The 25,965-nt window shown below is 61.2% G+C and carries 25 protein-coding genes; 12 read left to right on the top strand and 13 right to left on the bottom strand.

The genetic code is table 11. The features are described from left to right. Positions 1 to 33: 33 nt before the first annotated feature. Together prpB and ACWHRL_RS05700 are read right to left on the bottom strand one after the other, a co-directional pair. Positions 34 to 936 (bottom strand): methylisocitrate lyase, encoded by a 903-nt coding sequence (gene prpB / locus ACWHRL_RS05705; protein ID WP_447895587.1) that lies wholly within the window; start codon positions 934 to 936, stop codon positions 34 to 36. 52 nt (positions 937 to 988) lie between these two features. After that, positions 989 to 1,714 (bottom strand): GntR family transcriptional regulator, encoded by a 726-nt coding sequence (locus tag ACWHRL_RS05700; RefSeq protein ID WP_447528283.1) that lies wholly within the window; start codon positions 1,712 to 1,714, stop codon positions 989 to 991. A gap of 253 nt (positions 1,715 to 1,967) precedes the next feature. Between ACWHRL_RS05700 and pabB the strand changes: the two genes are divergently transcribed. Together pabB and ACWHRL_RS05690 are read left to right on the top strand one after the other, a co-directional pair. Then, positions 1,968 to 3,326 carry an aminodeoxychorismate synthase component I gene (gene pabB, locus ACWHRL_RS05695; RefSeq protein ID WP_447895586.1) on the top strand — a complete coding sequence of 453 codons (1,359 nt, stop codon included), beginning with the start codon at positions 1,968 to 1,970 and terminating at the stop codon, positions 3,324 to 3,326. Between the two features lie 116 nt (positions 3,327 to 3,442). Beyond that, positions 3,443 to 4,078, top strand: a complete 636-nt coding sequence (locus ACWHRL_RS05690; RefSeq protein WP_447528281.1) for a phosphoadenosine phosphosulfate reductase domain-containing protein — start codon at positions 3,443 to 3,445, stop codon at positions 4,076 to 4,078. Between the two features lie 42 nt (positions 4,079 to 4,120). Here the strand turns inward: ACWHRL_RS05690 and cysB are convergent, their stop codons facing one another. Next, a complete protein-coding gene (gene cysB / locus ACWHRL_RS05685; protein WP_447528280.1) occupies positions 4,121 to 5,095 on the bottom strand; it encodes an HTH-type transcriptional regulator CysB in 975 nt (324 codons plus the stop codon). A gap of 335 nt (positions 5,096 to 5,430) precedes the next feature. On the opposite strand from cysB, the gene trxA reads away from it, so the two are divergent. Continuing rightward, positions 5,431 to 5,754: a thioredoxin gene (trxA, locus tag ACWHRL_RS05680; protein ID WP_447528279.1), complete on the top strand. Its 324-nt coding sequence runs from the start codon at positions 5,431 to 5,433 to the stop codon at positions 5,752 to 5,754. An 85-nt stretch (positions 5,755 to 5,839) separates the two neighbouring features. Here the strand turns inward: trxA and ACWHRL_RS05675 are convergent, their stop codons facing one another. Beyond that, positions 5,840 to 6,982, bottom strand: coding sequence for an AI-2E family transporter (locus ACWHRL_RS05675; protein WP_447528278.1), 1,143 nt, complete (start codon positions 6,980 to 6,982; stop codon positions 5,840 to 5,842). A 245-nt stretch (positions 6,983 to 7,227) separates the two neighbouring features. On the opposite strand from ACWHRL_RS05675, the gene ACWHRL_RS05670 reads away from it, so the two are divergent. Continuing rightward, positions 7,228 to 8,064: an SIMPL domain-containing protein gene (locus ACWHRL_RS05670; protein ID WP_447895584.1), complete on the top strand. Its 837-nt coding sequence runs from the start codon at positions 7,228 to 7,230 to the stop codon at positions 8,062 to 8,064. On the opposite strand, the gene serS is transcribed toward ACWHRL_RS05670, so the two are convergent. Further along, positions 8,009 to 9,286 carry a serine--tRNA ligase gene (gene serS / locus ACWHRL_RS05665; RefSeq protein ID WP_447895583.1) on the bottom strand — a complete coding sequence of 426 codons (1,278 nt, stop codon included), beginning with the start codon at positions 9,284 to 9,286 and terminating at the stop codon, positions 8,009 to 8,011. The genes ACWHRL_RS05670 and serS overlap by 56 nt on opposite strands. A 278-nt stretch (positions 9,287 to 9,564) precedes the next feature. Between serS and ydiJ the strand changes: the two genes are divergently transcribed. Next, entirely contained in the window at positions 9,565 to 12,684 is a 3,120-nt protein-coding gene (gene ydiJ / locus ACWHRL_RS05660) for a D-2-hydroxyglutarate dehydrogenase YdiJ (protein WP_447895582.1), read from the top strand. Here ydiJ and trpC read toward each other — a convergent pair. Genes trpC through ACWHRL_RS05645 form a run of 3 tightly spaced genes read right to left on the bottom strand, consistent with a single transcriptional unit; the run spans position 12,681 to position 15,116 of the window. Beyond that, positions 12,681 to 13,484 carry an indole-3-glycerol phosphate synthase TrpC gene (gene trpC, locus ACWHRL_RS05655; protein ID WP_447895581.1) on the bottom strand — a complete coding sequence of 268 codons (804 nt, stop codon included), beginning with the start codon at positions 13,482 to 13,484 and terminating at the stop codon, positions 12,681 to 12,683. The genes ydiJ and trpC overlap by 4 nt on opposite strands. A 4-nt stretch (positions 13,485 to 13,488) precedes the next feature. Further along, positions 13,489 to 14,508 (bottom strand): anthranilate phosphoribosyltransferase, encoded by a 1,020-nt coding sequence (trpD, locus tag ACWHRL_RS05650; RefSeq protein ID WP_447895580.1) that lies wholly within the window; start codon positions 14,506 to 14,508, stop codon positions 13,489 to 13,491. Between the two features lie 35 nt (positions 14,509 to 14,543). Next, the gene (locus ACWHRL_RS05645; RefSeq protein WP_447895579.1) at positions 14,544 to 15,116 is read right to left on the bottom strand and encodes an anthranilate synthase component II; all 573 of its coding nucleotides are present in this window, start codon (positions 15,114 to 15,116) and stop codon (positions 14,544 to 14,546) included. A 232-nt stretch (positions 15,117 to 15,348) separates the two neighbouring features. Between ACWHRL_RS05645 and ACWHRL_RS05640 the strand changes: the two genes are divergently transcribed. Beyond that, positions 15,349 to 16,260 (top strand): metal ABC transporter solute-binding protein, Zn/Mn family, encoded by a 912-nt coding sequence (locus ACWHRL_RS05640; protein WP_447895578.1) that lies wholly within the window; start codon positions 15,349 to 15,351, stop codon positions 16,258 to 16,260. A gap of 7 nt (positions 16,261 to 16,267) precedes the next feature. Here the strand turns inward: ACWHRL_RS05640 and ACWHRL_RS05635 are convergent, their stop codons facing one another. Beyond that, the gene (locus tag ACWHRL_RS05635) at positions 16,268 to 16,936 is read right to left on the bottom strand and encodes a phosphoglycolate phosphatase (protein ID WP_447895577.1); all 669 of its coding nucleotides are present in this window, start codon (positions 16,934 to 16,936) and stop codon (positions 16,268 to 16,270) included. Positions 16,937 to 17,169: 233 nt separating this feature from the next. Here ACWHRL_RS05635 and ACWHRL_RS05630 point away from each other — a divergent pair, with 233 nt between their 5' ends. Further along, positions 17,170 to 18,468 (top strand): NAD(P)/FAD-dependent oxidoreductase, encoded by a 1,299-nt coding sequence (locus ACWHRL_RS05630; protein WP_447895575.1) that lies wholly within the window; start codon positions 17,170 to 17,172, stop codon positions 18,466 to 18,468. Positions 18,469 to 18,499: 31 nt separating this feature from the next. On the opposite strand, the gene rpe is transcribed toward ACWHRL_RS05630, so the two are convergent. Continuing rightward, positions 18,500 to 19,195 carry a ribulose-phosphate 3-epimerase gene (gene rpe, locus ACWHRL_RS05625; protein WP_447895574.1) on the bottom strand — a complete coding sequence of 232 codons (696 nt, stop codon included), beginning with the start codon at positions 19,193 to 19,195 and terminating at the stop codon, positions 18,500 to 18,502. 277 nt (positions 19,196 to 19,472) lie between these two features. On the opposite strand from rpe, the gene cysP reads away from it, so the two are divergent. Genes cysP through ACWHRL_RS05605 form a run of 4 tightly spaced genes read left to right on the top strand, consistent with a single transcriptional unit; the run spans position 19,473 to position 23,283 of the window. Continuing rightward, positions 19,473 to 20,504 carry a thiosulfate ABC transporter substrate-binding protein CysP gene (gene cysP, locus ACWHRL_RS05620; protein WP_447895573.1) on the top strand — a complete coding sequence of 344 codons (1,032 nt, stop codon included), beginning with the start codon at positions 19,473 to 19,475 and terminating at the stop codon, positions 20,502 to 20,504. A gap of 9 nt (positions 20,505 to 20,513) precedes the next feature. After that, positions 20,514 to 21,368, top strand: coding sequence for a sulfate ABC transporter permease subunit CysT (cysT, locus tag ACWHRL_RS05615; protein ID WP_447895572.1), 855 nt, complete (start codon positions 20,514 to 20,516; stop codon positions 21,366 to 21,368). After that, positions 21,368 to 22,195, top strand: a complete 828-nt coding sequence (gene cysW, locus ACWHRL_RS05610) for a sulfate ABC transporter permease subunit CysW (RefSeq protein ID WP_447895571.1) — start codon at positions 21,368 to 21,370, stop codon at positions 22,193 to 22,195. The genes cysT and cysW overlap by 1 nt, the downstream gene beginning before the upstream one ends. Beyond that, positions 22,192 to 23,283, top strand: a complete 1,092-nt coding sequence (locus ACWHRL_RS05605; RefSeq protein WP_447895570.1) for a sulfate/molybdate ABC transporter ATP-binding protein — start codon at positions 22,192 to 22,194, stop codon at positions 23,281 to 23,283. The genes cysW and ACWHRL_RS05605 overlap by 4 nt, the downstream gene beginning before the upstream one ends. 13 nt (positions 23,284 to 23,296) lie before the next feature. Here ACWHRL_RS05605 and ACWHRL_RS05600 read toward each other — a convergent pair whose 3' ends face one another. After that, positions 23,297 to 23,917, bottom strand: a complete 621-nt coding sequence (locus ACWHRL_RS05600; RefSeq protein ID WP_447895569.1) for an alpha-ketoglutarate-dependent dioxygenase AlkB family protein — start codon at positions 23,915 to 23,917, stop codon at positions 23,297 to 23,299. A 102-nt stretch (positions 23,918 to 24,019) separates the two neighbouring features. Between ACWHRL_RS05600 and ACWHRL_RS05595 the strand changes: the two genes are divergently transcribed. Beyond that, positions 24,020 to 24,613, top strand: a complete 594-nt coding sequence (locus ACWHRL_RS05595) for a YajG family lipoprotein (protein ID WP_447895568.1) — start codon at positions 24,020 to 24,022, stop codon at positions 24,611 to 24,613. 15 nt (positions 24,614 to 24,628) lie between these two features. On the opposite strand, the gene ACWHRL_RS05590 is transcribed toward ACWHRL_RS05595, so the two are convergent. Next, positions 24,629 to 25,258: a thiopurine S-methyltransferase gene (locus tag ACWHRL_RS05590; protein ID WP_447895567.1), complete on the bottom strand. Its 630-nt coding sequence runs from the start codon at positions 25,256 to 25,258 to the stop codon at positions 24,629 to 24,631. 9 nt (positions 25,259 to 25,267) lie between these two features. Next, the gene (locus ACWHRL_RS05585) at positions 25,268 to 25,903 is read right to left on the bottom strand and encodes a TIGR04211 family SH3 domain-containing protein (protein ID WP_447895566.1); all 636 of its coding nucleotides are present in this window, start codon (positions 25,901 to 25,903) and stop codon (positions 25,268 to 25,270) included. Positions 25,904 to 25,965: the final 62 nt, after the last annotated feature.

Genomic DNA, 25,965 nt, shown 5'->3' with positions numbered 1-25,965 from the left:
GTTATCGAGTCTTTTTATAGTGCGGCGGCGCTCTCAGCGCTCGCCCTGCTCGTCGAAGAGCGCATCGAGCTTCTGCTCGAAATCGTGGTAGTTCAAAAAGTCGTAAAGCTCGTCCCGGGTCTGCATGGTATCCACCACCGCTTTCTGGTGACCGTTTTCCAGAATGCTTTGGTAGACGTTGAGCGCCGCGGCGTTCATGGCGCGAAACGCGGAAAGCGGGTAAAGCACCATCGCGCACCCCACTTCTCCAAGCTCTTGCTGGGTGAACAGAGGCGTGGCGCCAAATTCGGTGATGTTGGCCAGAATCGGCGCATCCACGCGCTGACAAAACGCGCGGTAGTCGTCCAGGGTGTGCACGGCCTCGGCAAAGATGGCGTCCGCGCCGGCCTCGATACAGGCATTGGCCCGCTCGATGGCGGCGTCCAGGCCCTCTTTCTGAAAGGCGTCGGTGCGCGCGATCAGGTAAAAGTCCGGGTCCAGCCGAGCGTCCGCCGCCGCCTTGATGCGATCGACCATTTCGCCCTGGGAGACGATCGCCTTGTTGGGCCGGTGGCCGCAGCGCTTTTGCGCGACCTGATCCTCGATATGCACCGCCGCCACCCCGGCGCGCTGCATCTCCTTGACCGTACGCGCAATATTGAACGCCCCACCCCAACCGGTATCGATATCCACCAGAAGCGGTAAATCCGTGGCGCCGCAGATGCGGTGAGCGTCTTCGACCACGTCGTTCATGGTGGTCATGCCTAAATCCGGCAGCCCGAAAGAGGCGTTCGCTACGCCGCCGCCGGAGAGATAGATCGCCTGGTGGCCCACGTGCTCCGCCATCAGGGCGGTATAGGCGTTGATGGTGCCCAGAATGGGAAGCGGTGTTTGACGCTCGAGGGCATGCTTGAAGCGTGCGCCTGGGGTGAGCGCGGCGGATGCGTGAGTCGGCATGCGGGTCTCCTTGAAATCGGTGTTGTTAGGATCAGCGCCTGGCGCGCAAGCGCTAAGAGGTTTCCAGGATAGCGGCGTAGCGGTCGGCGACGTTTTCCCGCGATGCGCTGACGTGGCGGCGCATCAAGAGTTCGGCAAGCTCGGCGTCACCGGCTTCGATGGCATCGACGATACGGTGGTGCTCCACGAAGGCGCGTTGGGGCCTGGCGCCGCTGGCGCTGAACTGGGTGCGGTAGAGGCGAACCAGGTAGTAAAGGTCGTCACACAAGAGATTCATGAGCATCTTGTTGTGGCTGCCCTGCACGATGAGGTAGTGGAAATCCAGATCGCCCTCGCGCTGGTAGTACGCTTCACCGCGCTTTAAATCCGCCTGGCCTTCGTGCACCGCCAGCACGTCGCGTAGCCCCTGAATCTCCTCGGCGCCCATGTGCTCGGCGGCCAGCCGCGCCGCCATACTCTCCAATGCCTCGCGCACGTCGAAAAGCTCCAGAAGCTCCTTCATGGAGAGCTTGACCACCCGCGCGCCCACGTGGGGCACTCGCTCGATCAGGCGGTGGCTTTCCAGGCGACGCATCGCCTCGCGTAGCGGCCCGCGGGAGATACCGTAGGTCTTGGAAAGCCCGGGTTCGGTAATCTTGCTACCCGGGGCCAGCTCACCGCGTACGATGGCGCTTTGCAACTGGTGGAACACCCGCTCGGCCAGGGTGCGCACTTCCGGTGTGGCCGGGTCGAGGAGGCTCTCAGCGCGCGATTGGACGGCATTGGTTATTACGGTCATGGCTAATTGTCGACAATAAAGAGTATGAAGGCACTTTAGCCCGCGCCTTCTTGAGCGTCAACCGCACCTTTTGGCACCTTTTATCGCGCCAGGGCTATAACCAGGTTCATCTCTGACGGCGAATGTCTACAATCCGTACAACCCCGTCCGGGCGTGTCGCGTATTAAAAGCGTGGAAAGGGAAGTCACGCGTTGCTTCCCTCAGCGGCGCACGCTCAATAGAATGATCGGCCCAACCGGCAAGGCATTGATTCATGAGTACGGCGCTTACCCTAACCGCTCTCCTCTACGCGCAGGATCCACTGGCGCTTTTCGCGCGCCTAAAAGAGCGCCCCGGCGCGATGCTACTGGATAGCGGCCGCCCCAAGGCCACCAGCGGCCGCTTCGATATTCTGGTCAGCGACCCTATCGCCACTCTCGAAGTGGACTCGAGCGGCGCCTTGCAACTCGAATCCGCTACGCTCACGCCACCGGCTGCGCTGCGCGGCGACCCTTTCGCGCTGAAAGAGTGGCTTTTAGCGCAGCTGCCCGCGCCTGCGATGCAAACTGACTTACCGTTTTTGGGTGGGCTGGCCGGCTACTGGAGTTACGAGTTCGGCCGCGCCCTACAGGGCATACCCAGCCGCCACCCGAGCGCCACGACGCTGCCCGCCGCGCGCGTGGGGCTTTTTGATTGGTGCATCACCCTGGATCACGAGGAAGAAAAAGCGTGGCTGGTGGCGAACGAGGCGCGCCGCGACGCTGTGCTTGCGTGGCTGGACACCGCGCCAGCGCCAGTAGCGGACTTCAAGCTCACCGGCACGTTCGAAGCCGAGCTCGACCAGAGCGCCTACACCCGCCGCTTCGAGGCGGTGCAGCGCTACATTCAGGCCGGCGACTGTTATCAAATCAATCTGGCCCAGCGGCTACGCGCACCTTTCGAAGGCGATGCCTGGCAGGCCTACCTTCGCCTGCGCAGCGCGACCCCGACCCCGTTTGCGGCTTACATGGCCTGGGACGGCAAGGCCGTGCTCTCGCTTTCACCGGAGCGTTTTATCAAGGTGTGCGACGGCGAGGTCGAAACCCGCCCGATCAAGGGCACCCGGCCCCGCGGCAAAACCCCGGCCGAGGACGCCGCCCTGGCCGAGGCGCTTTTGAAAAGCGTGAAGGACCGCGCCGAGAACGTGATGATCGTGGATCTTTTGCGCAACGATCTCGGGCGGGTGTGCCGCCCGGGCAGCATTCACGTACCCCAACTCTGCTCGCTGGAAAGCTACCCTAACGTACACCACCTGGTGAGCGTCATTCAGGGTACGCTGGCGTCGAATCACTCCCCGCTTTCACTGCTGGCGGCGGCCTTTCCCGGCGGCTCGATCACCGGCGCGCCAAAAATTCGCGCAATGGAAATCATCGACGAACTCGAGCCCTGCCAGCGCAGCGTTTACTGTGGGAGCCTGGGCTACATCGATGTACGCGGGAATATGGATACCTCGATCGCTATCCGCACCATGGTGGCGGATCAAGGCGCGCTTCACGTCTGGGGCGGCGGCGGTTTGGTAGCGGACTCCGAGGCTTTGGAGGAGTACACCGAAACGCTCGACAAAATTTGTCACTTGATCGCTTCGTTGGAATAAGCCCACCGGTTTTTAAAGCCAAAAGCAATATAAAAGCCAAACAAAACGGTATTGGGGCGTCAGCGTTGCTGTTTGATAGCCTAGGCTGCAAATTCCTGGCCAAGCGGGAGGCCAATATGTCGTCAAAGATTGAAACCCTGACGTTGGACGCCATCAATCGTGATCACGCCAACGACCCTCAAACCCTCATCGAGTGGGCGTTCGGCCAGGGCGTGCAGCCTATTTGCACCACCAACTTTCGCCCTTTCGAAGCGGTGATTCTGCACATGGTGACCCGGGTTCGCCCGGATATCCCGATCGTCTGGATGGACAGCGGCTACAACACCCCGGCGACCTACCAGTGCGCCGACGAAATCATCAAGAAGCTGAATCTCAATATCGTAAGCTTTTTGCCCAAACGTACCCGCGCCCATCGCGAGGCGCTCGAAGGCGAATTACCGGACATCGATGACCCGCGCCACACAACCTTTACCCAGGAAGTGAAAATCGAGCCCTTCGAGCGGGCGCTAAGCGAGATACGCCCGGACGTGTGGTTCACCGCACTGCGCGCCGAGGACACCTCGGAGCGTGCCAAAATGCAGCCCTTGAGTCGCAATAGTGACGGCCTTTTGAAGGTCGCCCCGCTGCTTCACTGGAGCGCCAAGGATATGTACACCTACCTGCAAAGGTTCGACTTGCCCAATAACTTCGACTACTTCGACCCCACCAAGGTAGAAGAGAAGCGCGAGTGCGGGCTTCACCTGCAGCACTAGCCTGTCTTTTGACGCCGCTACCCGGCGCTCTGCGCCGGGCCGTCAATACTCGGGCAGTTCGATACTTTCGAACAGCGCCTGCTCGTTGCGTGGGCCCACCAGCAGTGCTTCGTCGACGCGCTCGCGGGTGAGGTGCGGGGCAAAGCGGGCCAAAAAATCGTACATATAGCCGCGCATGAAAGTACCACGACGAATGCCGATCTTGGTCGTCGAGCTTGCAAACAGGTGGCTTGCATCCAACACGACCATGTCGCTGTCCAGCGCTTCGTCGAACGCCATGTGCGCTACGATCCCCACGCCCATCCCCAGGCGCACGTAGGTCTTGATCACGTCGGCATCGGCGGCGGTGAGCACCACGTTGGGCGTCAGGCCATGCGCCTTGAAGGCGTCGTCAAGCTGTGAGCGTCCGGTAAAGCCGAACACGTAGGTGACGATGGGGTGCTCGGCCAGCGCCTCGAGGGTTAACGGGCCTTCCAAAGAGGCCAGCGGGTGCCCTTTGGGCACCAGCACGCAGCGGTTCCAGCGATAACAGGGCAGCAAAATCAAATCGGTAAAAAGTTCCAGCGACTCGGTGGCGATGGCGAAATCGGCCTGGCCCTCGCTCACCATCTGTGCGATTTGCTTGGGGGTGCCCTGCTGCATGTGCAGCGCCACTTCCGGATACTTTTGAGTAAAGGCGCTAATCACGGGTGGCAGCGCGTAGCGCGCCTGGGTGTGGGTCGTTGCGATCGCAAGGCTCCCGCGGCGCTCGTCGCTGTGCTCCTGGGCGACCTGCTTGATGTTTTCGGTCAGCTTCAAAACCTGCCCGGCAAGCTCGATGATCGACTCCCCTGCCGGCGTTACCCGGGTCAAGTGTTTGCCGCTGCGTGCAAATATCTCGACCCCCAGCTCGTCTTCCAAAAGACGAATCTGCTTGGAGATACCCGGCTGAGACGTAAAAAGGCTTTGGGCCGTGGCCGATACGTTGAGATTGTGCCGGTTCACTTCCCATATATAGCGAAGTTGCTGTAGCTTCATATCCTTACCTTTCGTCTCGAGGAGGCCATCTGCCGCGCCTCAATCCTCAATTTATTGCACGCACAGACCGGGCAAGCTAAAGCAAAACACCGGGTGCATAAATGCGAATAAAAAATTAATCCATAATTCACTTATAGTATAAGAAATGGAAAAGCGAGGCACCCACTAATTTTAAAGGGGTTTGTGATCGATCCGCGGCGCAAATTTGCCAGGCCCGGTTACGAGCGCTACCATCGAGCCACCTGGCGCGATGAATATGCGCTATTATATGGCGTGATAGCCGTTGCTCAGTGAAGGCAACGAAATCGTAAGAGCAACGTAATCGGGAGATGTAAATGGCTACTAATGTGGATGTCACCAACGCTAATTTCGAGCAGGAAGTCCTTAACGCCGAACAGCCGGTACTGCTGAAATTCTGGGCCCCCTGGTGCGGCCCGTGTAAAGTCATGGCGCCGGTGGTAGACGAAGTGGCCGAAGAGCGTGGCGAAGGTTTGAAAGTGGTCAGCGTCAACGTCGATGACGCGCCGGAAATTGCCGCCGAACAGGGCGTGCGCGGCGTGCCGACGGTCATGCTGTTCAAATCCGGCGCCAAGGTTGCTTCGCTGGTCGGCGCGCAGTCCAAATCACAGCTGACGCAGTTTATCGACCAAAACGCCTAAGCTTTGCTTTTTGCGTATCGATGAAAAAAGGCTACCTGACGGTAGCCTTTTTTCTTTGCTCGCCCCCTGACTTACCCGACGCCGCTCAGGAAGGTTTGCTTTCTTCGGACTCGGCCGAGGTTTCTTCGCGCTCGACGGGCGGCGTTCGTGCATCCCCTCCTTTATTGGTGCTCCTTCTTAGCTGGCGCCTGCCTGGGCCGAGCAGGTGCGCCATCCAGCGCGTTTGCGGGTGGCTATCCAGGGCTATCTTGAGCGTCATGGTGAGCACCACCGAGAGCAACATGCCGGCGGGGCCGAAAATCCAGCCCCATACCACCAGCGATAAAAAAGCCACGAACGTCGAAAGCCCCAGCGCCTGGCCCATTACCCGGGGTTCGATCAAATTCCCCATTACGAAGTTGATGACAAGATAGGCGGAGGCGAGCAGCAGCGCCGACAGCACGCCGCCATCCTGATCGACCAGCAGCAACAATACCGGCGGCAACGCGGCAAGCGCCGAGCCAATATTGGGAATGAAGTTCAGCCCAAAGGCGAGCACCCCCCAGAGCAGCGGAAACTCCACCCCGATCATCAAACACGAAAGCCAAACGAGTACCCCGGTCGCCAAGCTAATCACGGTTTTGACGGCCAAGTAGCGCTTGAGGGTCAGGCTGAACTCGCTAAAGCGCTTAAGACTCGGCGCCGGGTTTTCGAGCGCCCGCGCGACCTTGGAGCGAAAGTTGAGCGTCTCGAAAAGCATGAAGACGACCAGCAGCGAGACGATACTGCCCTGCATGACGATCGAGCCCACTTCGCTTACCAGCATGGCCACCCAGGAGCCCTCGTCGTCCATTGCGAAGGCATCGCTCAACTGATCCGGGTCGACGGCAAAGCCCTTGGCCGCGAGACTATTGAGCAGGTTCCAGTAGTGCTCGTAGAGGCGCGCCTCGATATCCGGCAGCGCCTCGACGAAGGTGCTGAAGCTATTGACTACCAAAACGCCGATCAACAGTAGAAACGCCACGAGCACCAGGATCGTGATGAACGCCGCCATGCGCATACTCACGCCGTGGCGATGCAACCAATGCACCGGCGAGGTACACACGACGGCGATGAAGATCGCCAAAAGTAGCGGCACCAGCAGGTCTGCGCCCAGCTTCATCCCCGCGACGATCACGACCAGCGCCGCGATGGCCATCGTGGCATTAAGGGGAATACTGCGATAATCCTTATCCGACAACTTCTGCATGGTTCCATCCTTGACATTTTATCACTACATAATGGCTGCTGATCTCGCAATGCACAAACGTGCATATAATAAGCAACTGTTTTACGACTACTCTTAAGCAGTGAACTTATTGTTAAAGCGATCTTCCAAACGGTGTCCTTGCACACGTTGCGTCGACAAAGCGCGTAGAAGACCGCCCACCCGGTGCGTTCATTAGCCATTTCCCTTGGCTACTTCCATCCAGCGTTTTAAAAAGGAACCGTTCAATGACTTTAAACCCTTACGCCCGTTCGCTGATGAAGATTCGTTACCAGCTGCTTGGCGCCGCCGCCATTACGGCACTGCTGTGTGCCCCCAGCGCCATGGCCGCCCAGCCTGTCCAGCCCGCGCCAGGGCTCAGCATCCAGGCCCAATCCTTTGTAGAAGTGGAGCCCGACAAGGCAGCGCTCTCCGCGCGTCTTTGGGAAAACACGCCGGCGGTCTCGTCTCTGGAAGACAGCGACAGCGGCGCGCTTAGAGACGCCCGCCAGCGCCTTGAAGAGCGCGCAAGCCAACTGATCGAGGCGATGGAAGAGGCAGGCCTTGATAAGCGCGCCATTAGCGCAGGCTCTTTGAACGTCTACCAGGAGCAGATGAGCCAGCCCCAAAGCGACAGCGGCGAGGCGCCGATGATACGCACCCGTATCGAACGCCCTTTCAACGTCGAGCTCGATGACCTCGACCAGCTCAACGACGTACTGGAGGCGCTGATGGAGGCCGGCGTGAACGCCCTCGACGGCGTTCAATTCGACCTTCAGGACCGCGACGCCGCCACCGACGAAGCCCTGGTGAGCGCGTTGGAAAAAGCCCAGCGCAAAGCCGAGCTGATGGCCCAGACGCTGGGGACCGAACTTGGCGAGGTGCAGCACATTGCCGAAACCCAGTCCCCGGTATTTCAGCCACGCATGATGGCCATGCAGGCGGACAGCCAGTCAAACGAGGAAAGTAGTGCCGACTACCGCCCGGGTATCATTCGCATCGACGCCGGTGTGAGCGTCGAATGGGCGCTTACAGGGCAAGACGCTCCAGACCGCCCAGATACGGACGCAGCGGCTCAGGAATAACCACCGAGCCATCCGCCTGCTGGTGATTCTCCATGACCGCCAGCAGGCAGCGCCCCACTGCCAATCCCGAACCGTTCAGGGTATGCAGCAGCTGGGGCTTTTTCGTATCCGGCTTTCTGAAACGCGCCTGCATACGCCGCGCCTGGAAATCTTCGCAATTGGAGACCGAAGAGATCTCGCGGAACGTCTCCTGACTGGGCAGCCAGACTTCCAGGTCATAGGTTTTCGCCGCACTAACGCTCATATCCCCGGTACACAGCGTTACCACCCGGTACGGTAACTCGAGGGCCTGCAAAATCGCCTCGGCGTGGCCGCGCATTTCATCGAGGGCTTCGTAGCTCGTTTCGGGGTCGACGATCTGGACCATTTCGACCTTGTCGAACTGATGCTGGCGGATCATGCCCCGGGTATCGCGCCCGTGGGAGCCCGCTTCACTACGAAAGCACGGCGTGTGGGCGGTTAGCTTCATGGGAAGCACGGCCTGGTCGACGATCTCGTCGCGCACGAAGTTGGTCAACGGCACTTCCGAGGTCGGAATCAGGTGATATTCACGCTCGTCGTCGAGCTTGAACAAATCCTCGCCGAATTTCGGCAGTTGCCCGGTTCCCATGAGGGAGTCGCGGTTGACCATATAGGGCACGTAGCACTCTTCGTAGCCGTGCTTAAGGGTCTGGGTATCCAGCATGAACTGCGCCAGCGCCCGGTGTAGGCGCGCGATGGGGCCGCGCATGACCGCAAAGCGCGCGCCGGTCAGTTTCGATGCCAAGTCAAAGTCGAGATAGCCGGATTTCTTGCCCAGATCGACATGATCGAGCACTTCGAAATCGAACGTGCGCGGCGTGCCCCAGCGGTGAAGCTCGACGTTGTCGTCTTCGTTTTTACCTTCCGGGACGCTTTCGTGGGGCACGTTGGGAATACCGCTGATCGCGTCGTCCCACTGCGCCTGTACGTTGGCAAGTTCCTGTTTGGCATTTTCCAGGCGCTCGCCAAGATCACTCACCTCGTCCAGCAGCGGCTGGATGTCCTCACCGCTGGCCTTCGCCTTACCGATCGCCTTGGAGCGGGTATTACGCTCGTTTTGCAACTGCTCGGTCTGGGTCTGCAGCTCGCGGCGGCGCGATTCCAGCGCCTGAAGCCCCTCTTTATCCAGTTGAAAACCCCGGCGGGCCAGCTTTTGCGCCAGCGCATCCAGATCTCCGCGCAGCAGTTTCGGATCGAGCATGAGGACTCCTTGGCAACAATCAGTTAAACACGGCGCAAAGCACCGGTGACAAAGGCACCTATTGTAGGCAAAAGCGCCCCGGGGGGCTATGGGCAATGCGGGTGGCAGGTAGCGACGTACCTGGATTCGTGAAATTCGTAGCCCACCTGACCCAGGCCCTATTCCCAAGCCCTATTCCCAAGCCCTATTCGCATCGGGGTAGAAGATGCAGGCACGCCCTAGCTGCGGTAAAGTAGAGCGCCTCTTTTACCCGCTCCGCAGTGACGGTTTGACCCACTATGATTGCATCGCTCGATTCGCGAAAGACGCCGCTTGCCAAACCCGCCGCGCCCTACCTTCGCTTTCTGGAAGCGCTACGCGCCCGGGGCTTCGAAGGCGAGATAACCCCGGACTACGCCAACCGCACGGTGCTGGCCACGGACAACTCGATCTATCAGCGCCTGCCCCAGGCCGCGGTGTACCCCAGGCACGCCGAGGATCTGGAGCGCCTGGCCAAGCTCGCTTTCGAGATGCCCTACCGGGATATCGCCTTGACCCCGCGCGGCGGCGGCACCGGCACCAACGGCCAATCGCTGACCGATGGGCTGGTGGTGGATGTCTCGCGCCATATGAATCGCATTCTCGATATCGATGTGGAGAACCGCCAAGTGCGGGTTCAAGCCGGCGTCGTGAAAGATCAGCTCAACGCGGCGCTGAAGCCTCATGGGCTCTTCTTCGCGCCGGAGCTTTCGACCTCCAACCGGGCCACCCTGGGCGGTATGATCGCCACCGACGCCAGCGGCCAGGGTAGCTGCGTCTACGGCAAAACCCGCGACCATGTGCTGGAGCTCGACACCGTATTGCTGGGCGGCGCGCACTTGCATAGCCAGCCGCTAAGCGCCGACGACGAGGCAAACGCCCTACAAGACCCCGGCGTGCTGGGGCGCGTTCACCGCGCCGCCGTCGAGATCATCGACGGGCAGCGCGAACTGATCGACGCCACCTTCCCCCCGCTCAACCGCTGCCTGACCGGCTATGACCTGGCCCACCTGCGCGATGCCCGGGGCCAGCTCAACCTGAATAGCCTCCTCTGCGGCGGCGAAGGCTCGCTTGGTTTCGTGAGCGAAGCGGTGCTCAACGTGCTGCCGATCCCCCGGCACACCACCCTGGTCAACGTGCGCTACCCAGGTTTCATGGAGGCGCTGCGCGACGCCAAGGCGTTGATGGCAAGCACCGCCCGCCCCACCTCGATCGAGACCATCGACGACACGGTGCTGAAGCTCGCCATGGAAGATTTCGTCTGGGACAGCGTGGCCGAGTTCTTCCCCGAAAGCGATACTCCGGTTGGCGGCATCAACCTGATCGAGTTCAGCGACGACGATGAAACGCGCCTTAAAGAGCGCGTAGCGACGTTTTGCGAGCACCTGGCCGGTGACGCGACGGTTACCCGCCTGGGCTACACTCAGGCGCTGGGCCGCGCGCAGACCGCCACGGTGTACGGCATGCGCAAACGCTCGGTGGGGCTACTGGGTAACGTCCAGGGCGAGAAGCGCCCGCTGCCTTTTGTCGAGGACACCGCGGTGCCACCGGAGCACCTGGCGGATTATATCGGCGAGTTTCGCGCGCTTTTGGACGCCCACGGCCTCGACTACGGCATGTTCGGCCACGTGGACGCCGGCGTGCTGCACGTACGCCCGGCGCTGGACATGAAAGACCCGGCCCAGCAAGCGCTGATTCGCGAGCTTTCCGATGAGGTCGCCGCGTTGACCCAAAAGTACGGCGGGCTTTTCTGGGGCGAACACGGCAAGGGAATGCGCTCGGAGTACTCGCCCAAATTCTTCGGCGAGCTCTACCCTAGCCTGCAAAAGATCAAGGCCGCGTTCGACCCGCACAACCAGCTCAACCCAGGCAAGATCGCCACACCCTTGAAAGAGAGCGCGCTGATCGCCGTCGACCGCGACCCGGATCTTTTAGCCATCGACGGCGTGGCGCTTCGCGGAGAGCTCGATCGCACCATCGACGAGCGTGCCTGGCAGGCGTATGACGCCGCCGTGTACTGCAACGGCAACGGCGCCTGCTACAACTACGATGTCGATGACCCGATGTGCCCCTCCTGGAAGGCGACCCGCGACCGGATTCACTCGCCCAAGGGCCGGGCGAGCCTGGTACGCGAGTGGCTGCGCCTGCAGTCCCGGGCCGGTATCGACGTGGTCGAAGAGTCGCGCAAGAAAAAAGCCGAGGGGCGCTTGGGCTTTATCAAAAGCCTGCCCAAACGTGTTGCCAACACGTTCAGCCGCGAGCAGCACCATGATTTCTCCCACCAGGTGTACGATGCCATGGCCGGGTGCCTGGCGTGCAAGTCCTGCGCGGGGCAGTGCCCGGTGAAGGTCAACGTGCCACAGTTCCGCTCGCAGTTTCTCGAGGTCTACCACGGCCGCTACCTGCGCCCGGTGCGCGACTACGTGATCGGCGCCACCGAGTTCACCCTGCCCTGGCTTGCCAAAATGGCACCGCTTTATAACGCGGTGATCGAAAAGCCCTGGATGGAGAGCTTTATGCGCCGCGCCATCGGCATGAGTGACACCCCGACGCTTTCGCGGGCCAGCGTGAAAAAGCAGCTTCGCGCCTGGGGGGTGGCCAAAGCAACGCCGACCGCCCTGGCACTATTGACCGAACGCCAGCGGACGAAAAGCGTCATTTTGGTACAGGACGCCTTCACGACCCACATGGAGGCGGATCTGGTGCTGGACGTGGTGGAGCTTCTGGCTCGGCTGGATGTTCGCGTGTTCGTACTGCCTTTTAGCGCCAACGGTAAGCCCCTGCAGGTGCAGGGCTTTCTGGGCGCCTTCGAGCGCACCGCCGAGAAACAGGCCAAACGCCTGCGCGCCCTTGCGGAGTTCGACATTCCCTTCGTCGGCATCGACCCGGCGATGACGCTGACCTACCGCCAGGAGTACGTCAAAGCCCTGGGCCCGGACGCCGTGCCCCAGGTATTGATGCTTCAGGAGTGGCTCGCCACTCAAACCCAGACCCTGGCCCCCTTCAAGGCCGCGCTGAAGGACCCGGGCTTCAAGCTTCTTTCCCACTGCACCGAAAAGACCAACGCCCCGGGCAGCCCTAAAGCCTGGCAGCAGGTATTCGCCGCCTTTGGGTTAAAGCTCGATTTGATGGCGACGGGCTGCTGCGGAATGTCCGGCACCTACGGCCACGAAACCCGCAACGTCGAAATTTCCAAAACCATCTACGCCCAGTCCTGGCAGCCCCAGGTCGAGGCCGAGGAGAACACGGGCAGGCTTTTAGCGACGGGCTACTCGTGTCGCAGCCAGGTCAAACGCTACTCGGGCCAAGCGCTTTCCCACCCGCTGCAGGCGCTTTTAGACTGCCTGAAAAGCGCCGGGCCACACGGCCCGGGGCACTAAAAGAAAAGCTGGTTAAGCGCGAGGCCCGGGTCGTCCTGACGCATAAAGGCCTCGCCGACCAGAAAGCCGTTGACCTTGTTGTCGCGCATTTTCGCTACGTGAGCCCGATCCAAAATACCGGACTCGGTGATTACCGTGACGCCCTGAGGCACACGCGCTAAAAGCGTCAGCGTCGTATCGAGATCGGTCTCGAAGGTGTGCAGGTTACGGTTGTTGATACCCACCAGCTTCAAATCCAGCGCCAGCGCGCGGGTCAGCTCCTCGGCGCTGTGTACCTCGACCAGCACGTCCATGCCAAGCTCACCGGCCTTTTGGTGTAGCGCCTTGAGCGTCGCGTCATCGAGGGCTGCCACGATCAGCAAAATACAGTCCGCGCCGATCGCCCGGGCCTCGGTGACCTGGTAGGCGTGGGTGATGAAGTCCTTGCGGATCACCGGAAGCGTACAGGCCTGACGCGCCGCGATCAGGTCGTCCTCGTGGCCCTGGAAGAAGTCGGCGTCGGTCAGCACCGACAAACACGCCGCCCCACCGGCTTCGTAGCTTTGAGCGATCGCGGCGGGATCAAACGCCTCGCGTATGACCCCGCGCGAGGGCGAGGCCTTTTTCACCTCGGCGATCACCGCCGCCTCGCCTGCCGCGATACGTCGGTCCAGGGCGTCGATAAAACCGCGCGGCGCGCTCTGCTTTTCGGCAAGCGCGAGCAAATCCTCCTCTAAAACCGCCTTTTGGCGCGTGGCGACTTCCTGGTCCTTGCGCTCGAGAATACGCGTCAAAATGGTCGGCGTGGCCTGATGGTTCATAACATTACCCTTTAAACACGCTGGTGAAGTGTGAAAGCTCCTTGAGCTTTTCGAGCGGCAGTTTGGAGGCCTGGGCGTCCTGGGCAACGATAACCCCTTCTTTCAAGGTATCCGCAACACCCGAGCAGTAAAGCGCCGCCCCGGCGTTGAGCGCGACGATATCCGCCTCCGGGCCGTCGCCCACCAAGGCGGCCTTGACCAAACGCAGGCTATCCTCGGCGGTGGCCGCTTTCAAAGAGGCCAGGCTTTGGCGCTCGATACCGAGCTCTTCCGGGGTGATCGTGTACTCGTGAATAGCGCCGTCTTTTAGCTCGGCAACCCGGGTAGGCGCGGCCAGCGAGATCTCGTCGAGGCCATCTTCGGAGTGCACCACCAGGGCGTGGCGACTCCCCAGTTTTCTGAGCGCCTCGGCCATTAGCGCAACGAGCTCTGGCGCATAGACGCCCAACACCTGGTTGGGGGCGCTGGCGGGGTTGGTCAAAGGGCCCAGAATGTTGAACAGCGTACGCACGCCCATTTCGCGGCGCGGGCCGATCGCGTAGCGCATCGCCGGGTGATGATTGGGCGCGAACATGAACCCCACCCCGACCTGTTCGATACAGCGCGCCACCTGCTGCGGCGACAAATCCAAATAGATGCCGGCGATATCGAAAAGGTCCGCGCTCCCCGAAGAGGACGAAACGCTGCGGTTGCCGTGCTTGGCGACGTGCGCCCCAGCGGCGGCGGCCACGAAGCTCGAGGCGGTGGACACGTTGAAAAGATTCGCCCCGTCGCCGCCGGTGCCGACGATATCCACCACGTTCTCGGCGCTGAGCGTGACCGGGCGCATCAAATCGCGCATCACCTGGGCGGCGGCGCTGATCTCGGTGGCGCTCTCCCCCTTCATGGAGAGCCCAACCAGCAGGCCCCCGATCTGCGCGTCCGAGGCTTCGCCGGTCATGATCTGGTGCATCAGCGTGCGCATGGCGTCAAAAGATAGATCTTCGCGGCGCATGACCGCGTTGATGGCGTCTCGCATTTGCATGAGCAGACAAGCCTCTAAACGTGAATGTGTAGCGATCAGGTACGCTGTAAAAAGTTGGCCAGGAGCGCGTGGCCCTGGCGGGTCAGAATCGACTCAGGATGAAACTGCACCCCTTCGAGATCAAGGGTCTTGTGGCGAAACCCCATGATCAGCCCCGGCGTCTCGTCCGCCTTCGTCGTCCAGGCCGTCACCTCGAAGCAGTCGGGCAGGCTTTCGCGCTCGATTACTAGCGAATGGTAGCGGGTCACTTCCAAAGGCGAGTCGAGCGCGTGAAAAACACCCTGGCCGGTATGCTCGATACGCGAGGTCTTGCCGTGCATCACGCGCGGCGCTCTCACCACACGTGCGCCGAAGGCCTGGCCAATCGCCTGATGGCCCAAACACACCCCTAAAATCGGCAGCTCACCGGCGAAGTGCTCGATGGCCGCAAGCGAAATACCCGCCTCGTTGGGCGTGCAAGGGCCTGGCGAAATCATCAGATGCGACGGCGCAAGCGCGCGGATCGCCTCGAGGCTGATCGCGTCGTGGCGGTAGGTGATCACCTCGGCGCTAAGCTCACTCAGGTACTGAACGATGTTGTACGTGAAGCTATCGTAGTTATCGATCATGAGTACACGCTGTTTGTGCTGCGCTGTCGCCACGCTTACCCCATCCCACTAATCAATCGGTTAAAAACGATGATACCCTAACCGGGCGACGGGGTGCAGGGGCAGCGGCACGATCAAGGCACGCGCCGCCCGACCTTTTACGTCAAGAAAATCGATAGCATCGCGAAAGGAACTGGCAACCCGTTAGCGCAATCACTATGATCGGCCGTTTTTTTATCAAGGGATACATGTAATGAAGCAACGAGCACTCCTGGGGTGCCTACTGGTGGCCGGTCTACTGTTGACGACCCTGCCTGCCAAGGCCGCCCCCTCGTTCAAGGTGATTGCCTCGTTTTCAGTGATCGGCGATCTGGTGCGCCGTATCGCCGGCGACGATATCAGCGTCGTAACCATCGTGCCTCCCGGCCAGGACGTGCATCGCTGGGAGCTGACCCCGCCCAACGTACTGGCGATCGAAGAGGCGGATATCGTCTTTTACAACGGCTACGGTCTCGAGCCCTGGCTTCGGCACGTCGAGGCGATGGCCGACCAGCGGCTTCGCCTGAAGGCGGTGGCCGAGCGCGCCGATTTCGAGGGCCTCCCCATTCCGGCGGGCCAGTACGCAGGCAGTGTCGACCCGCACATGTGGATGGACCCGGCCGGCGCCATCGCCTACGTCGATGTCATCGCGCGAACGCTTAGCGAGCACTATCCGGAGAAAACGGCGGCGTTCGGCGCCCGCGCCGAAAAGGCCCGGGAGTCGCTTACGCTGTTGAGCGAGCGAATTCGCGAGCGTTTGGAGGGTATTCCGCAAACCAACCGGATGCTGTTTACCAGCGAAGCCGGTATGGGCTATTTCGCCCGGGCGTTCGGTTTTGAGTACGCCGCTATCTGGGGAAGCAACAACGAACGGCTAGGCAGCGCCTTCGATATGGCCGCGATGAGCGAGCGGTTGGCCGAAACCCGCCCGCCGGCGCTGTTTTTCGAGAGCACCACGCCTTATATCCACATGGATGCGCTTTCCCGCGAGAGCAACATTGCGTTGGCCGGCCCGCTCTACGTCGATACGCTCGGCGATTCGGACGGCCCGGCTTATAACTATCCGGCGATGCTGGGCTACAACGCCGAGCTACTTCACAAGGCGCTGGGCGGCGCCCGCCCCTAAGAGCCCCCTAATCGATAAGGGCGGCAAGGGTTTCGATACACAGATCCGGGCGGCTCGCCTCGATCGGCTCACCGTGGTTATAGCCGTAAGGCAGTGCCACGCTCGTAAAGCCCGCCGCTTTTCCCGCCTCGATATCGTGTTTGGAGTCCCCCACCATCACGCAGGCGTCGGCCTTTACGCCCAGGGTTTTGGCGGCGTGTAGAAGCGGCAACGGATGCGGCTTTTTTTCGGCCAGCGTATCGCCGCCGATACAGAGTGCGAAATGCTCGAAGAGCCCGAAGTGACGCAAAATAGGTGCGATGAAGCTCTCGGGCTTGTTGGTGATCAGTACCAGTACAAATCCGGCTTCTTTGAGCGCGGTCAGCGCCTCGAACGCGCCGTCATAGAGCGTGGTGTGCGCGTAAGGCGCATTGCCGTAATGGCGCATAAAGGCATTGAAAGCGGTATGCAAAAGCGTCGATTCCGGCGGCTCGTCAAGCGCCCAGGTGAGCGCGCGTTCGATCAGCACCAAAGCGCCGTTGCCGACCCAGTCGCGCACCTGCACCTCTTCTGGCGCTGCCACGCCCACCTCTTCCAGGGCTTTTTGTACGCCCACCGCAAGATCCGGCACGGAATCGATCAACGTGCCGTCCAGGTCGAAGGCGATAAGCTGTTTGTCCGTTAAAATCGCGTGCATTGGTCGACTTCCCTGATGCTCGTTAAAGGATGAATGGTACCGGCCCAAGGATGGCGCGTTTAGCAAACGACGTTAAGATTTTTCTCTTTAAAATGGCGGATGTTGCCGGCCAGGCATTCGTCAGATTCATCAGAACCCTCTATGCTAGAGCCAAGCTGGTTAGCAATGAGTTTGCACGCATCAAATTTGCAAGGGATCCGTTTGCGAGGGATACGTTTGCCAAGGAGACATCAATGGCCATACCAAGGATTGTGATTGTCGGCGGTGGCGCGGGGGGCCTGGCCCTGGCGACGCGCATGGGACGAACGCTTGGCAAGAAAAAGCGTGCCGAGATCGTGTTGCTGGACCGCAACGCCACCCACGTATGGAAGCCCCTTTTGCACGAGATGGCGACCGGTGTTTTGAACTCCACCATGGATGAGGTCGACTTTCGTGGCCACTCCAGCGCCCATGGCTACCGCTACCAGCGCGGCTCGCTATCCGGGCTCGACCGCGAAAGCAAAACCCTCAACCTCGCGCCCATCGTGGACGAAGACGGCGAAGAGGTGCTGCCCGAGCGCACGCTCACCTACGACTACCTGGTGCTCTCGTTGGGCAGCGTGTCCAACGATTTCGGCACGAAGGGCGTGGCCGAGTACTGCCACTTCATCGACTCGCCGGACCAGGCCAAGGCGTTTCAGCGTGACATGATCAACACGTTCTTGCGCTATACCGACCCACGGCTTAGAAAGAACACCACACTGAGCGTGGGGATCGTGGGCGGCGGCGCGACCGGCGTCGAACTTGCCGCGGAGCTTTTGGATATCACCCGCCTGCTCAACGCCTATGATGTGACCCACGTGGACGACAATCAGATCAGCGTCCATCTGATCGAAGCCGCCCCACGGGTGCTCCCCGCCCTATCCGAGCGGGTCAGCCAGACCGTTCACAAGGAGCTCGAAACCCTGGGTGTGAACATTCACGTGGACACCGCCATTGAAGAAGCCCAGGAGTATCAGCTCGTCACCAAGGATGGCGAGGTGATCGAAACCGATCTCAACGTTTGGGCCGCGGGCATCAAGGCGCCGGACTTTCTGACCGAGCTTGGCCTGACGGTGAACAAGAAAAACCAGGTGTGCGTCGAGCAGACCATGCAGAGCGTGGACGACGCGAGTATTTTCGCCATGGGCGACTGCGCAAGCTGCCCCCAGGGCGACGACTCTACGGTCCCCCCGAGGGCGCAGGCGGTGCGCCAGCAGGCGGGCGTACTGGCGGACAACCTCGACAGAGCATTGACCGGCAAGCCCTTGAAGCCGTTCAAATACCGCGATAACGGCTCGCTGGTGTCGCTTGCCCGCTACGATGCGGTCGGTAACCTGATGCGCGGCGGCGCCTCCCGCGGGCTGTTCCTCGAAGGCTGGATGGCGCGCAACGCCTACGCCTCGCTCTACCGCATGCACCAGGTATCGATTCACGGCGTACCCAAAACCGGACTCACCTGGGTGGTGGATAAGCTAAACCGCTACCTGAAGCCCAAAATGAAGCTTCACTGAGCCCGAATCTCCTCTTTAGCGCACGGGCAGTTTAGCGCACGGGCAGTTGGCCGCGCAGCGCTTGGATGACGGAGTCGTAGCCGTGAGTGTCTTGTGAGCGGTGGGCGCTGAAGATCGCCGAGCCCGCCACGAAGGTATCCGCCCCGGCAGCGGCGATCTCGCCGATGTTATCGACCTTGACGCCGCCGTCCACCTCCAGCTTGATAGGGTGGTCCGCGGCATCGATGCGCGCGCGGGCCTCACGCAGCTTCTCGAGCGTACCGGGGATGAACGACTGCCCGCCAAAACCCGGATTGACGCTCATCAACAGCACCATGTCGATCTTGTCCATCACGTAATCCAGATGCGATAGCGGCGTGGCCGGGTTGAAGACCAGCCCGGCCTTGCATCCGCCATCGCGAATCAGCTGTAGCGAACGGTCGATATGCTCGGACGCCTCGGGGTGAAAGGTGATGTAACTCGCCCCGGCGTCGATGAAATCGCTGATCATGCGATCCACCGGCTTGACCATCAGATGAACGTCGATCGGCGCGGTCACGCCGTGCGCGCGAAGCGCCTTGCACACCATTGGCCCGATGGTGAGGTTGGGCACGTAATGATTGTCCATCACGTCGAAGTGGACGATATCCGCGCCGGAGGCCAGCACGTTGTCGACCTCTTCGCCCAGGCGGGCAAAGTTGGCGGATAGAATCGAAGGGGCGATTAAAAATTCCTGGGACGCGGTCATGAAACGCTCCTGAGCAAGGCGGCTTTGCGCCTTCAAGAGGCGCCGGATAAAGCGCATATGGTAACAGAGCGCGTGCTAAAGCTCAGGGGTAAGCGCTACAAAGGGATCGGGAACATTCATATTCCTTAATTGAATATTAAACGCAATTGTAATTCCTTAAATCAAGGACTAACCTTGTCTTATCGCGAAAACGTCTATGGCAAGAACGCTCTGAGCGTTTTGAAGCATGATCCCCCGGACGTTCGAACTATCGCCCACTTTCAACAAGGAAAATTCGATGCGTTTAGCTTCTATTTTATCTGCGCCCTTTAGCCGTACCGTGCTGGCCATTGCCCTGGGTAGCGCCGCCGCCGGCGCTACCGGCACCGCCATGGCCCAAGAGCGCGAGCTTTTAAACTCTTCTTATGATATCGCCCGGGAGCTGTTCGTGGCGATCAACCCGGACTTCGTCGAGTGGTGGCAAGAGGAGCACGACGAAGAGGTGAGCGTCAGCCAGTCCCACGGCGGCTCTTCCGCCCAGGCACGGGCCATCATGCAGGGCCTGCGCGCCGATGTCGTGACGTTCAACCAGGTGACCGATGTCGACGTACTCGCCGAGGCGGGCCTGGTCGACGAGGATTGGCAGGACGCACTCGAGAACAACGCCTCGCCCTACTACTCCACCACCGCTTTTTTGGTGCGCAAGGACAACCCCAAGGGCATCGAGAGCTGGGACGATCTGGTACAAGAAGACGTCGAGCTGGTATTCCCCAACCCGAAAACCTCGGGTAACGCGCGCTACACTTACCTGGCGGCCTGGGGCTTTGCCGACCGTGAGTTCGACGGCGACGAAGAGCAGATTCAGGATTTCATGCGCACGCTGCTCGCCAACGTCGCGGTGTTCGACACCGGCGGCCGGGGTGCGACCACCAGCTTCATCGAGCGCGGCATCGGTGACGTGCTGATCAGCTTCGAGTCCGAGGTGAACAATATTCGCCGCGAATACGGCAGCGACGACTACGAAGTCATCGTACCGCCGATGAGCGTGCTGGCCGAGTTCCCGGTCGCCGTCGTGTCCGAAAACGCCGAGCGTAACGGCAATGAAGACCTGGCCGAAGGCTACCTCGAGTACCTGTACACCGAAGAGGCACAGCGTACGCTCGCCGGCTTCAACTACCGGGTACACGATGAAACCGTACTGGAAGAGTTTGCCGATGACTTCCCGGAAACCGAGCTCTTCAACGTCGACGACGTGTTCGGCAGCTGGGACGACATCATGGAGACGCACTTCGAAAGCGGTGGCATGCTCGACCAGCTTCAGCGTCGCTAACGGTCAAGTATGCGTCAGCTAACCTTTCGGTCATCCGGCAGCACGCGCGTGCTGCCGGGTTTCGGGCTGTCCATGGGTATCAGCGTACTGTTCATCTCGCTGGTACTGCTGCTGCCGATTACTGGGCTCTTCGGCCAATTGGCCGGGCTCAGCTTGGCCCAATACTGGGCGATCATTACCGAGGGCCGCGTGGTGGCAAGCTACGCGGTCACCCTGGGCGCAGCGGCGGTGGCCGCGTTGGTGAATGCGCTCTTCGGGCTGCTGCTGGCCTGGGTACTGGTGCGCTATGAGTTTCCTGGCAAGCGTCTTTTGGACGCGCTGATGGACCTGCCCTTCGCCCTGCCCACGGCCGTCGCGGGGATAACGCTTGCCACGCTCTACGCCAGCAACGGCTGGATGGGCCGGCTGCTCGAGCCCGTCGGCCTTCAAGTGGCGTACACCTGGGTAGGCATTGCCCTGGCCATGGCGTTTACCAGTATTCCCTTCGTAGTGCGCACGGTGCAGCCGGTGCTCGAGGATCTGCCCGCCGAGATCGACGAGGCGGCGATGGCGCTGGGCGCGACCGACAGCGTCGCCTTTCGCAGGGTGATCATGCCGCACCTATGGCCGGCCCTGGTGACCGGCACCGGGCTTGCCTTCGTGCGCTCGCTGGGTGAGTTCGGGGCGATCATCTTCATCGCCGGCAACATGCCTTACGAGACCGAAATCACCGCGTTGATGATCTTCGTGCGGCTTCAGGAGTACGACTATGCCGGGGCCTCGGCGATCGCCTCGATCGTGCTGTTCACCTCGCTTGCGCTACTGCTGGCCATTAACGTTTGGCAGGGGCGCTTTGTGCGCCGCCTGCACGGAGGAGACACCTGATGCGCCGCGTAGGTGACGCGCCGGCCGTTCGGCGCTCGTTGATTAGTGCCGCGGTGTTGCTGTCGGCGCTTTTTTTACTGCTGCCGCTGGTCGCCATTTTTGCCCAGGCGTTCTCCCAGGGCGTGGCGGTGTTCTGGCAAAACGTCAGCAATGTCTACACCCTCCACGCCATTGGTCTGACGCTCGTCATCGCGCTCATGACCATTCCCATCTGTTTGGTGTTCGGCGTAGCGCTGGCGTGGCTGGTGACCCGGTTCAACTTTCCGGGCCGGCGGGTTCTGCAAACGCTGATCGATATCCCCTTTGCGGTATCACCGGTGGTGGCAGGGCTTGTCTACCTGCTGCTGTACGGGCGGGGCGGCTGGATCGGAAGCTTTCTGGACGGTTTCGATATTCAACTGATGTTCGCCTGGCCGGGTATCTTGATGGTCACGGTGTTCGTCACCTGCCCCTTCGTTGCCCGGGAGCTGATTCCGCTGATGCAGGCCCAGGGCTCGCGGGAAGAAGAAGCCGCGGTAACGCTTGGCGCCTCGGGCTTTACCGTCTTTCGCCGGATCACGCTGCCCAACATCCGCTGGGCGCTTTTGTACGGCGTCATTCTGACCAATGCCCGGGCGGTGGGCGAATTCGGCGCGGTGTCGGTGGTCTCGGGTGCTATTCGGGGCCAGACCAATACCTTGCCGCTTCACCTCGAGCAGCTTTACCAGGATTACAACGCGGTCGGGGCGTTTTCGAGCGCGGCGCTGCTTGCATTGATCGCGCTACTTACGCTTGCCGCCAAGGCCGCTTTGCAGTGGCGCGCTACCCGCCGGGAGGCTTTCTCATGAGCATTCAACTGCACAATATTGCCAAGCATTTCGGCGAGACCCAGGCGCTCGAACCGATCGATCTCGACATTCATGACGGCGAGCTGGTGGGCCTTTTGGGGCCTTCGGGGTCGGGTAAAACCACGCTACTGCGTATCATCGCCGGGCTTGAAAACGCCGACCGCTCGCCGAGTGCGGGCAAAATCATGTTCGGCGAGCGCGACGTCACCCACGTGCACGTGCGCGACCGGCGCATCGGGTTCGTCTTTCAGGACTACGCGCTTTTTCGCCATATGAGCGTTTACGACAACATCGCCTTCGGGCTGACCGTCATGCCGCGCAGCCAGCGCCCTTCCAAAGGCGAGATTCGCGCGCGAGTCTTTAGACTTCTGGAAATGGTCAAGCTCGAGCAGTTCGCCAACCGGCTGCCCGCTCAGCTCTCCGGCGGCCAACAGCAGCGCGTATCGCTGGCCCGCGCTCTGGCGGTCGAACCCGACGTACTGCTGCTCGACGAACCCTTCGGCGCGCTGGACGCGAAGGTCCGCCAGGACCTGCGCCGCTGGCTGCGCCGCCTGCACGAAGAGCTCAACTTCACCAGCGTATTCGTGACCCACGACCAGGAGGAGGCGCTGGAGCTTTCGGACCGGGTAGTGGTGATGAGCAACGGGCGTATCGAGCAAATCGACACACCCGAGGCGCTCTACCGGGCGCCGAAAAACCGCTTCGTGTTCGAGTTTTTGGGTGACGTCAACCATTTGGAAGGACGCGTGCGAGGCGGCGTACTCACCTGCGGCGACGCGCATTTGCGGGTCGATCTCCCCGATGGTGACGAGGAGCTTTTGCTGCGCCCCCACGAAGTTCGCCTGAGCGAGACCTTCGAGCAAGGCGTTCACCTGCCGGTGACGATCACCGCGTTCTCGCTGGTCGGCGCCGAAGTGCGCGTGGAGCTCGAGGCCGACTGGCTGGCCGCCCCCTGGCTTGTCACGGTGCGCCACGCGGATTTCGAGCGGCTAAACATCCACCGCGGCCAGCGCCTCTACGCTCACCCCCGCCGCTGGCACCGCTTTGCCGATGATGCCCCCCAAACACAGCAGGCGCATTCGGACTAACCAAAAACGCCGCTCATCGAGCGGCGTTTTGCATTTGTCGAAAGGTCAGATTCACCCGCATCTCCTGGCTTTTTTTGGTTTTGGGCAGGCTGTGCCACCAGTGGGTTTGGGTCGTGCCCTGCATGATCAAAAGGCTGCCGTGTTCCAACGCCAGCGACACCCTCTCCTTGTTTGCCTTGTGCTTGAACGAGAAGCGCCGCTGCCCACCCAGGGTGAGCGAAGCGATCACACCTTCCGGGGCGAGCTCTTTCTCGTCATCGCTGTGCCACCCCATGCCCTCGTCACCGGAGTGGTAAAGATTACAAAGACACGAATCGAAACGCGCGCCGCTTTCGGCCTCCACCCGCGCTTTCAGCGCCAGCAAAAGCGCCGGCCAGGGCCTGGCCGCCTTGGTCTGGCCGGAGTAGGTGTAGGCGGCGGGCGCATCCGCATACCAGGCAACCTTGCGCTTTGTGACGATCTCGCGGCCGAACATCACCAACCGCTCCTGAGCCCAGTCGAGCTCCTCTACGCAGCGCGCCAGATAAAGCGTGGCCTCCGCCTCGCTGAGCACCTGACCCAGGTAGAACGCTTCGCCGTCCCGGGGAAGCAGGTTGGCAGGCTCCGAGGCTGAAAAAAGCTCATTGCGTTTCATGAACGTCCTCTTGTTAGCGCCTTGCGCAAACGTCGGTGTTTGAATGTACCCGGCGCCCCAGCACACGTTATACTCACCTTTTAGCCATCGCGGAGAAACACCATGCTTCGGCGTCATTTTTTATCGCTTTCTACAGCGCTGGTGGCCGGCGTACTGCTTGCCGGTTGCGCAAGCCCTCAATATCTTCAGCTTAGCCCGGAGCGTACCGCCGAGGTGCCTCAGGTGGGTTCGGGTCAACAGGTCAGCGTGGCCGCGGTGGACGCCCGGGAAAGCGAAGTGATCGGCACCCGCGCCGGGGGCAGCATGTCCACGGCTCAGATCACCGTGAACAGCCACGAAGTGATTCCGCGGCTGCAAGCCGAGGCGGAGCGAGCGGTTCAGGAAATGGGCTTCAACCCGACCACCAGCCCCGCCCAGGGCGGCCCTAGCCTGACCCTCGAGCTTGCCAGCCTGCACTACGGCCAGGGCGATAGCGGACAGCCCCTGGTGGACGAGGCGCGTATCGAAGCGGTGTTTCGCGCCATTGCGCAAAACCGCGGCACGACTTACACGGGGACCTACACCTCGCGGCGCACCCAGGGCTATGCCATCAAACCCGGTGAAGCGACCAACACGCGCATGATCAACGACCTGTTGAGCGACGGCCTGAACCGGGCGTTCAGCGACCCGGAGCTTGCCAGGCTTTTGGCGCGCTAAGCATAAAAGCGCGGGTCACACTGGCCCGCGCCGCTTGAGCGCCCACACCTGCTCGCTCATTCCGCGCGCATCGGCGGCGCCCCTCCCCAGAAGTTCCAGCGCGAAGTTAGGCATCAACAGCTTTCGCACCTCCTCTTCCGGCACGCTAAACGGCGGCCCCTGGCCCTCTTTTTCGTGAGTGACGCTCACCAGTAGCCCACGCGCACCGGGCGGAATCAGTTGGGCAAGATGAAAGGCGTAGCGCTGGCGCGCCGCCGGGGCCAAGGCGATCAGCGCGGCGCGATCGTAGAAGGCGCCGAGCTCGAAGGTCTGGCGAATGTGCAGATGGAAAAAATCGCCACACCAAAGCTCGATACTGCCCTGACGGGCCACCTCGAACCCGGCCTGTTCGTAGCGCGACACCCCGGCCGGGGAATCGCCTAAAAACTGCGCGACCGCCTCCGGGGCAAGCTCCACGCCCAGCACCGGATGGCCCTGCTCGGCCAGCCAGCGCATGTCCAGACTTTTACCACAAAGCGGCACGAGCACTTTGGCGTCTCTTGCGATACCAAGAGCCGGCCAGTGCTCGATGAGCGCCGGGTGGGTCGAGGCTTGATGAAAGCCGATACGCCCTTCTTGCCAGCGCTTACGCCACGCGTTTTCCATCAAGGCCTCTTAAAACCAGCGGTCGCGTTTTTTACGCCGGCGCGGCAGATGCGGCACAATCAGGCCGACCAGCAGTCCCGCGCCCGCTACGCCACCGCCGTACATGAAGTAGCGCATCAATAGATCCTCCTCCTGCGTCTCCAGGCGGGCCTGTAGCGCACGCACCTGCTGGCGGGAGTGATCGGCTTCGCTATCGAGCTCGCTGTTGCGCGCTTCGAGCTCGGCAATGCGCTGTTCGCGAACCTCCAGGGTATCGCGCATCGAGGCGACGCGCTCCTCCCAGGTGTCGTTGATGCCCTCGAGTTCGTCGGCCAACTCCTCTACCTGCTCCTCGAGCTCGGGGAGCTGCTCGCGGGCGCTTTGGGTTTGCTGTAGCTCTTCGCTCAGCACCCAAACGGCATCGCCACCGTTGCCGCGTACGCGCGTGTAGTTGCCGCTTTCTTCCAGTACCTCCACCTGCTCGCCGGCGTTCAACGTTCCGACGATCCGGTAGCCATCCGTCGGGCCGCTGCGCACGAACGTGCTCAGCTCTTCACTCACCCACGCCTGACCCTCGGTTTGCGCCAGCACCTGGGGGCTTACGGTACTCAACAAAAAACCGGCGGTGGCCAGACACCCCAATAAACGAGACTTTTTTACTTGCATGACATCAAATCCTGATCGTAAATACATACGCCAATAGCAGCCGCTTGAACGAGGGCGGGGCT

This window comes from Vreelandella sp. GE22 (assembly GCF_968212445.1).
Note: the sequence above shows the minus strand (reverse complement) of the source record. Positions and strands in the feature narration are given on the sequence as shown.